This window comes from Microbacterium album (assembly GCF_014643695.1).
In the GTDB taxonomy this organism is placed as follows: Bacteria; Actinomycetota; Actinomycetes; order Actinomycetales; family Microbacteriaceae; genus Microbacterium; species Microbacterium album.
The window spans coordinates 138,958-145,437 of record NZ_BMJY01000007.1 but is presented as its reverse complement, the minus strand read 5'-3'; the positions used below and the strand labels follow the sequence as shown (position 1 = coordinate 145,437).

Annotated in this window: 7 protein-coding genes; 1 reads left to right on the top strand and 6 read right to left on the bottom strand. The window is 71.6% G+C overall.

All coding sequences use genetic code 11. The annotated features are described in order from the left end of the window. Nucleotides 1–87 precede the first annotated feature (87 nt). The 6 genes from IEX37_RS10025 to IEX37_RS10000 form a co-directional block, all read right to left on the bottom strand. Nucleotides 88–1,332: a Bcr/CflA family efflux MFS transporter gene (locus IEX37_RS10025; RefSeq protein WP_188756127.1), complete on the bottom strand. Its 1,245-nt coding sequence runs from the start codon at nucleotides 1,330–1,332 to the stop codon at nucleotides 88–90. After that, nucleotides 1,322–2,179, bottom strand: a complete 858-nt coding sequence (locus IEX37_RS10020) for an ABC transporter ATP-binding protein (RefSeq protein ID WP_188756126.1) — start codon at nucleotides 2,177–2,179, stop codon at nucleotides 1,322–1,324. The genes IEX37_RS10025 and IEX37_RS10020 overlap by 11 nt, the downstream gene beginning before the upstream one ends. Beyond that, nucleotides 2,169–2,945 (bottom strand): ABC transporter permease, encoded by a 777-nt coding sequence (locus IEX37_RS10015; RefSeq protein WP_188756125.1) that lies wholly within the window; start codon nucleotides 2,943–2,945, stop codon nucleotides 2,169–2,171. The genes IEX37_RS10020 and IEX37_RS10015 overlap by 11 nt, the downstream gene beginning before the upstream one ends. After that, the gene (locus tag IEX37_RS10010) at nucleotides 2,945–3,784 is read right to left on the bottom strand and encodes an ABC transporter permease (protein WP_188756124.1); all 840 of its coding nucleotides are present in this window, start codon (nucleotides 3,782–3,784) and stop codon (nucleotides 2,945–2,947) included. Before IEX37_RS10010 ends, IEX37_RS10015 begins: the two co-directional genes overlap by 1 nt. Before the next feature lie 82 nt (nucleotides 3,785–3,866). Continuing rightward, nucleotides 3,867–4,853, bottom strand: a complete 987-nt coding sequence (locus IEX37_RS10005) for an ABC transporter substrate-binding protein (RefSeq protein ID WP_188756123.1) — start codon at nucleotides 4,851–4,853, stop codon at nucleotides 3,867–3,869. 138 nt (nucleotides 4,854–4,991) lie between these two features. Continuing rightward, complete coding sequence (locus IEX37_RS10000; RefSeq protein ID WP_188756122.1) at nucleotides 4,992–5,432, bottom strand: MarR family winged helix-turn-helix transcriptional regulator; 441 nt, start codon at nucleotides 5,430–5,432, stop codon at nucleotides 4,992–4,994. A 104-nt stretch (nucleotides 5,433–5,536) separates the two neighbouring features. Here IEX37_RS10000 and IEX37_RS09995 point away from each other — a divergent pair, with 104 nt between their 5' ends. Then, nucleotides 5,537–6,460 (top strand): SDR family oxidoreductase, encoded by a 924-nt coding sequence (locus IEX37_RS09995; protein ID WP_188756121.1) that lies wholly within the window; start codon nucleotides 5,537–5,539, stop codon nucleotides 6,458–6,460. Nucleotides 6,461–6,480: the final 20 nt, after the last annotated feature.

Below are 6,480 nucleotides of genomic sequence, written 5' to 3'. Positions count from 1 at the left end.
AATCACCACCGACCCCACACCGCCCTCGGCGGCCAGACCCCAGCCTCCCGCGTTCACAACCTCACGGGGAAGTACAGCTAGTCAACGTCATGCGGTCGGGGACCGGCGCGCGAGGCGGCTCCCGACGGCCGCGGCGGCCATGGCGAGGGCGATCGCGCCCGTCATACCGGCGGCCGCGGGCAGCGCCGTGTGGTCGCCCCACAACCCGCCGAACGGCGATGCGACGGCGCCGAGCGAGTACTGGAACAGACCGAGCGAGGCCGAGCCGGATCCCGCCGCGAACGCCGCGCGCTGCAGCGTGAGGGCGGACGCGTCCGACATGCCGGCCGCGCAGCCCGCGCTGAACAGGCACACGAGGGGAACCCAGGCCGCGAGCGTGAGCGTACCCGCGAGCGCGAGCGCCGTCAGGGCGGTCGCCGCGCCGAGCGCCAAGACGTGGGCCGCGGCGAGCGCACGCTCGGGCCCGAGCCGGCGGACGGCGCGGCCGTTGAGCCAGGCGCCCGCGACGAAGGCGACGGATCCGGCCGAGAACGTCAGCGAATACACGACCGGCGATGCGTCGAACACGCGCTGGACGACGAAGGACGACGCGCCGATGTAGACGATGAGCGCCGCGTATGTGCAGGCGAAGGCGACGACGTAGCCGAGGAAGGCGCCGTCGCGACCGAGGCGGCCGAGAGTCCGGACGAGCGGTCCGAGCCGCGCGGGATGCCTCGCCTCCGGCGCGAGGCTCTCCGGGATCACAAGCATCGCGACCAGGAGCATCGCGGTGGCGATCACGGCCAGGCCGAGCAGCGCGGCGCGCCATCCGCCCCAGGCGGTCAGGAGCGCTCCGAGCGGGCTGCCGAAGACGGGACCGAGCCCCGTCATGGCCATGAGCAGACTGAGTCCCCGCGCGGCCTGCTCTCCCGCCGCGAGGTCCGCGATCACGGCGCGCGCGAGCGCGACCCCGGCCGCTCCCGACAGGCCCTGCAGCAGGCGCAGGGCGATCACCCACTCGAGCGAGGGCGCCGCCGCCGCCACGTACCCCGCCGCTGCGAACACCGCGAGCGCCGCCAGGAGCGTCCTGCGGCGTCCCAGCGCGTCCGAGAGCGTGCCCACCACGAACTGCCCCGCCGCGGCGCCGATCAGGTAGGCGGTGAGCGTCAGCTGGACGCTCGCGGCGGTCGCACCGAAGTGCGCCTGCATGCTCGGGAAGGCGGGCAGGTAGAGGTCCGTCGACAGCGACCCCGCCATCCCGATGAAGCCGAGCGCGACGAGCATCCCCGGCGTGAGCTCGGGGCGCGAAGGGGCGGCCGGCGCGGGCCCGCCCCGCGGGCGATCAGCCGACACGCGCCTCGTCGGGGCGGAAGCCGCGCTTGGCAAGCTGGATCTGCTCGTACACGTGATGCCGCAGCTCGGTGAAGCGCGGCAGCGCGCGCGTCTCGAGCTGGTCGCGCTCGTCCGGCAGGTCGATCACGAGGTCCTCCTGCACCACCGTGGGCGAGGACGAGAGGATGATCACGCGCGAGCCCAGATACACCGACTCGTCGATGTCGTGCGTCACGAACAGCACGGTCACGCCCAGCCGCTCCCGGATGGAGCGCACGAGGTCCTCCAGGTCGGCGCGCGTCTGCGCGTCGACGGCCGCGAAGGGCTCGTCCATGAGCAGCACCTCGGGCTGATACGCAATGGCACGGGCGATCGCGACGCGCTGCTGCATGCCGCCCGACAGCTGCCACGGGTACGACTTCGGCACGTGCGACAGCCCGACGCTCTCGAGCGCCTCGGCCACGAGCTCGGCCCGCTTCGCCTTCGGCACGCCGGCGTTCTTCAGCGGCAGCTCGACGTTGTCGGCGACCCGCAGCCACGGGAACAGCGACCGGCCGTACTCCTGGAACACCACCGCCATCTTCTTCGGCGGTCCGGTGACGCGCTTGCCGTCGAGCAGCACCTCGCCGCTCGTGGGCTCGAGGAGCCCGGCGATGCACTTCAGCAGCGTGGTCTTGCCGGATCCCGACGGGCCCACGAGGCACGTGAGCTCGTTGCGCCCGAGATCGAACGTGAGGTCGCGCACGGCCTCGATGTCGCCGCCGTCCGTCTGGTACACCTTCTTCAGGCCGCGCACCGACAGCAGGGTCTGCTCCGGCGGCAGCGTCCGGCCCTTGCCGACGACAGGGGTCACGTTCTCAGGAGGCATTCTCGAGGTCCTTCAGTCCGTAGTACCAGCGGAGGAGGCGACGCTCGACGACCTTGAAGAGCATCGAGACGGCGAAGCCGATGAGTCCCAGCAGCAGGATGCCCGACCACATCTGCGGCACGGCGAACTGGCGCTGGAACTGGATGATGGTGAACCCGAGGCCCGACGAGCTGAAGAACATCTCGCTGATCACCATCAGGATGATCCCGATCGGCAGGCTCTGCCGCACGCCCGCGAGGATCTGCGGCGCGGCCGACGGCAGCACCTGGTAGCGGATGCGGTTCAGGCCGCTGATGCCGTACGAGCGGCTCGTCTCGGTCTGCACCGAGTCCGCGGCGCGCACGCCCGCGATCGTGTTCAGCAGCACGGGCCAGATGGCGCCCACCACGATCACGACGATCTTCATCTCGTCGCCGACCCCGATCAGGAGGCCGAGGACGGGGATCAGCACGGGGGGCGGCACCGCGCGGAAGAACTCGAACGTCGGCTCCGTGAAGGCCTGGAGCCCCCGGCTCAGCCCGACCAGCAGCCCCAGCGTGATGCCGAGGACGATCGCGAGCGCCGTGCCGGCCGCGAAGCGTCCGAGGCTCGGAAGGACGTCCGCGAACAGGCGCCCGCCGAACCACGTGTCGAGGAACGTCGTGACGAGCGGGACCGGCTTCGGCACGAACGGGCTCGTGGACCCGAGCGTGGCGAGCCACCACACGGCGATCAGGAGGAGGGGCAGGCCGAGCGCGAACGCGACGGCGACGAGCGGCTTGCGCATCACTCCCCCTCCCGCGTGGACTGGTGCCACGACAGCAGCCGGCGCTCGACCACGCGCACGACGAGATTGATGGCGACGCCGAGCAGCCCCGTGGCGAGCACGAGCGCGTAGGTGGATGCGTACAGGCCCGCGTCGCGCGACAGCGCCACCTGCTGACCGAGGCCGGGCGAGGAGAGCACGAGCTCCGCCGTGATCGTGAGGATCAGGGCGACCGCCGCGGCGAGCCGCACGCCCGTCACGAGGTACGGCAGCATCGTCGGCAGCACCACATCGCGCACGCGCTGCAGCCACGAGAAGCCGTAGCTGCGCGCCGTGCTCATGGCGACCGAGTCGACGTCGGCCACCCCGTAGAGCACCTGGACGAAGATCTGCCAGAACGCGCCGTACACGACGATCAGCAGGCTCTGGTGCAGCGGCGCCGCGAAGACCAGCACGGCGAGCGGGATCAGACCGACCGACGGGATGGGCCGCAGGAACTCGACCGTGGAGCGCGTGAGCCTGCTCAGGAACGGCGACAGCCCGATCACGACGGCCAGCGGCGCCGACAGCACGAAGGCGATCAGCATGCCGAGGGCCCAGGTGCCGATCGTGACCCCCACCGCGGCCCAGAAGCCGGTGAGCGTGAAGTTCACCCCGAGCTGCGCCAGCACCGTCGTGGCGGGCGGCAGGTAGGTGGGATTGACGAGGCCCGCGCGGGAGACGAGCTCCCACACGAGCAGGAAGGTCGCGATGCCGGCGAGGCCGAGCAGCAGGCGGCGGGGACGGAACGTCCGTCGCCTGCTGCGCGCCTGCGCGACGGCGACCGTGCGCGTGAGCGTGTCGGGCGGAGCGAGTGACATCGTGAGTCGCGTCGCCTCTCGTGTCGAGGTGGTGGCCGTGGCGCCCGGTGCGGGCGCCACGGCCGGGTGTGAGATCGAACGCCTAGTCGAGGATGACGGTGTCGAGATCCGGCGAGTTCTGCACGAAGCCCTGCTTCTCGGCCAGGTCGGCCAGATCGCGGATCAGCTGCGGGTCCAGCTCACCCGAGAGTCGCTCGAGACGGAGGTCCATGGCGGCCGCCTCCGGCATGCTCGTGAACTCGGAGATCGTCCGGGCGAAGCCCTCGCGGTCCTCCTCGGTCGCGGCGAGCACGGCGGTGATCGCCTCGCGCCAGGTCTGCACGAGATCGGGGTCCTCCTCGGCCAGCGTCCCGGACGTGAACGTCACCATCGTGGGCATCCCGGGGAGGGCGTTCTGGTTCGGGTGGCCGAGCACCGCGTACTTCTCCGGCTCCGCCATGGCGGCCGAGAGGAACGGCTCGGGGATCCACACGCCGTCGACGTTGCCGGCGTCCAGCTGCGCGAGCGCGTCGGGGAAGGCGATCTCAATGAACTGGACGGCATCGGGGTCGCCGCCGTCGGTCTCGACCGACTCGCGGATCGTCAGGTCGCCCTGGGTGTTCACGGCGTTGACCGAGACCCGCTTGCCCTCAAGGTCGCTCCACGTCTCGATGCCGTCCTCGGCGCGGGTCACGACGGCGTTGATGTCGTCGCCCTCCGCGAGCGAGAACGAGTAGCCCGACGCGACGCGCACGTCCACGCCCTGGCTCGCGGCGACGAGCACCGAGAGCGGGTTGCCGACGCCGAAGTCGATCTGGCCCGTCGAGACGGAGGGCAGCATGGCCGCGCCGCCCTGGGCGATGTGCGTGCTCACGTCGAGGCCGTGCTCTTCGAAGATGCCCTGGTCGATGCCGTACTGCACGGCCGCCGCGGGCGCGATCGTGAGCACGCCGACCGTGATGGCGGTGAGGCCTTCCCCGGCGGGCTCGTCGGTGCCGGGCTCCCCGGCCGGCGATCCCGCGTTGCAGGCGGTCAGGAACAGGCTGGCCGCGGCGACCGCGGCGAGGGAAACGATTCGGGTGCGTGACATGGTGCTCAGCGACTCCTTCGTGACTGAGAGGGACGCCCGGGTGCGGGCACGCCTAAGTGAACAACGGACGATTGAGGATGTCAATGGTTGTGGACATCACGGTTCGGACACGGCGCCGACGTCCCTCGCATCCGGCGTTCAGCGGGGGAACGCAACGCGGTGCAGCAGGTTCCGCAGCTGCTCGCGCTCATGCTCCTGCAGCACGCCGAGCAGGTCCCGCTCGGCGTCGTGCGCCGCCCGATGCGCCTCGGCGTGGAGGCGTCGGCCCGCCTCGGTGGCCACGACGACCTTGGCCCGGCGGTCGTGCTCGTCGGGCTCGCGTTCGACGAGCCTGCGCCGCTGCAGGTCGTCCACGAGCGCGACCACCTGGCTCGGGTCGAGCCGCAGGTACTCGGCGATGTCGCGCTGCGAGAGCCGCACCTCCGCGACGGCGAGCGCGAGCACCGAGTACGAGCGCACGCGGAGCCCGAACGGCGCGAGCGCCGCCCCCGCCGCAGCGAGGGAATGGGCGTTCGCGCGCGCGAGCAGGAACGCGGTCTCCCCCTCCAGGGCAGCACCGACCCGAAGCTGGCTCGTCATGCGCCGACCTTAGCAAACAGATGGGCTCCGACAATGATTGACATTCTCAAGGAATTGCACCATGATCCGTGAGGGACGGGTCGATCCGTCCGGAGGAGAGAGCAATGTCGCTGAACGGCAAGGTCGCAATCGTCACGGGGTCCGGTCGCGGACTGGGTCTCGCATACGCCCAGGAGCTCGCCCGCCAGGGCGCCTCGGTCATCGTCAACGACGTCGACGAGGCCACGGCCGCGGCGGCCGTCGCATCGATCACGGATGCCGGCGGCAACGCCACCGCCGTGGTGGCCCCGGTGGGCCCCACCGAGACCGCCAAGAAGCTGGTCGACACCGCCTTCGAGACGTACGGCCGGCTCGACATCCTCGTCACGAACGCCGGCGTCCTGCGCGACACCGTGCTCTGGAAGATGAGCGACGACGACTTCGACACCGTGATCGACGTCCACCTGCGCGGCACCTTCACGTGCGTGCGCGAGGCGGCGACCCGCATGCGCGAGCAGGGCGAGGGCGGCCGCATCATCTGCATCGGCTCCCCGACCGGCCAGCGCGGCAACTTCGGCCAGACCAACTACGCGGCCGCCAAGGCCGGCATCGTCGGCATGGTCCGCACGTGGGCGCTCGAGCTCAAGCGCGCCGGCATCACGGCCAACACGGTCATCCCCGTCGCGTCGACCGCCATGACGGCGACGCTGCCCTACTTCGCCGCCGCCGTAGAGGCCGAGCAGAAGGGCGAGCCCATGCCCGCCTTCTACCGCCACGACCTCGGCTTCGGCACCGCGGCCGACGTCGCGGGCCTCGTCGCGTACCTGGCCTCGGACGCCGCGGCCGACGTGTCGGGCCAGGCGATCGGCATCGGCGGCGACCGCCTCCAGCTGTGGTCGCACCCGGAGCCGGTCGCGACGGCGTACCGCGAGGGCGGCTGGACGTACGAGGCGCTGCGCGAGTCGTTCGCCGCCGAGGTCGGCGAGCTGCAGAGCGTCGGCGAGAGCTTCCCGCCGCTGCCCGACGAGCTGCAGCGCCCGACCGCCTGAGCGCGGTCGGCCCCGACGGC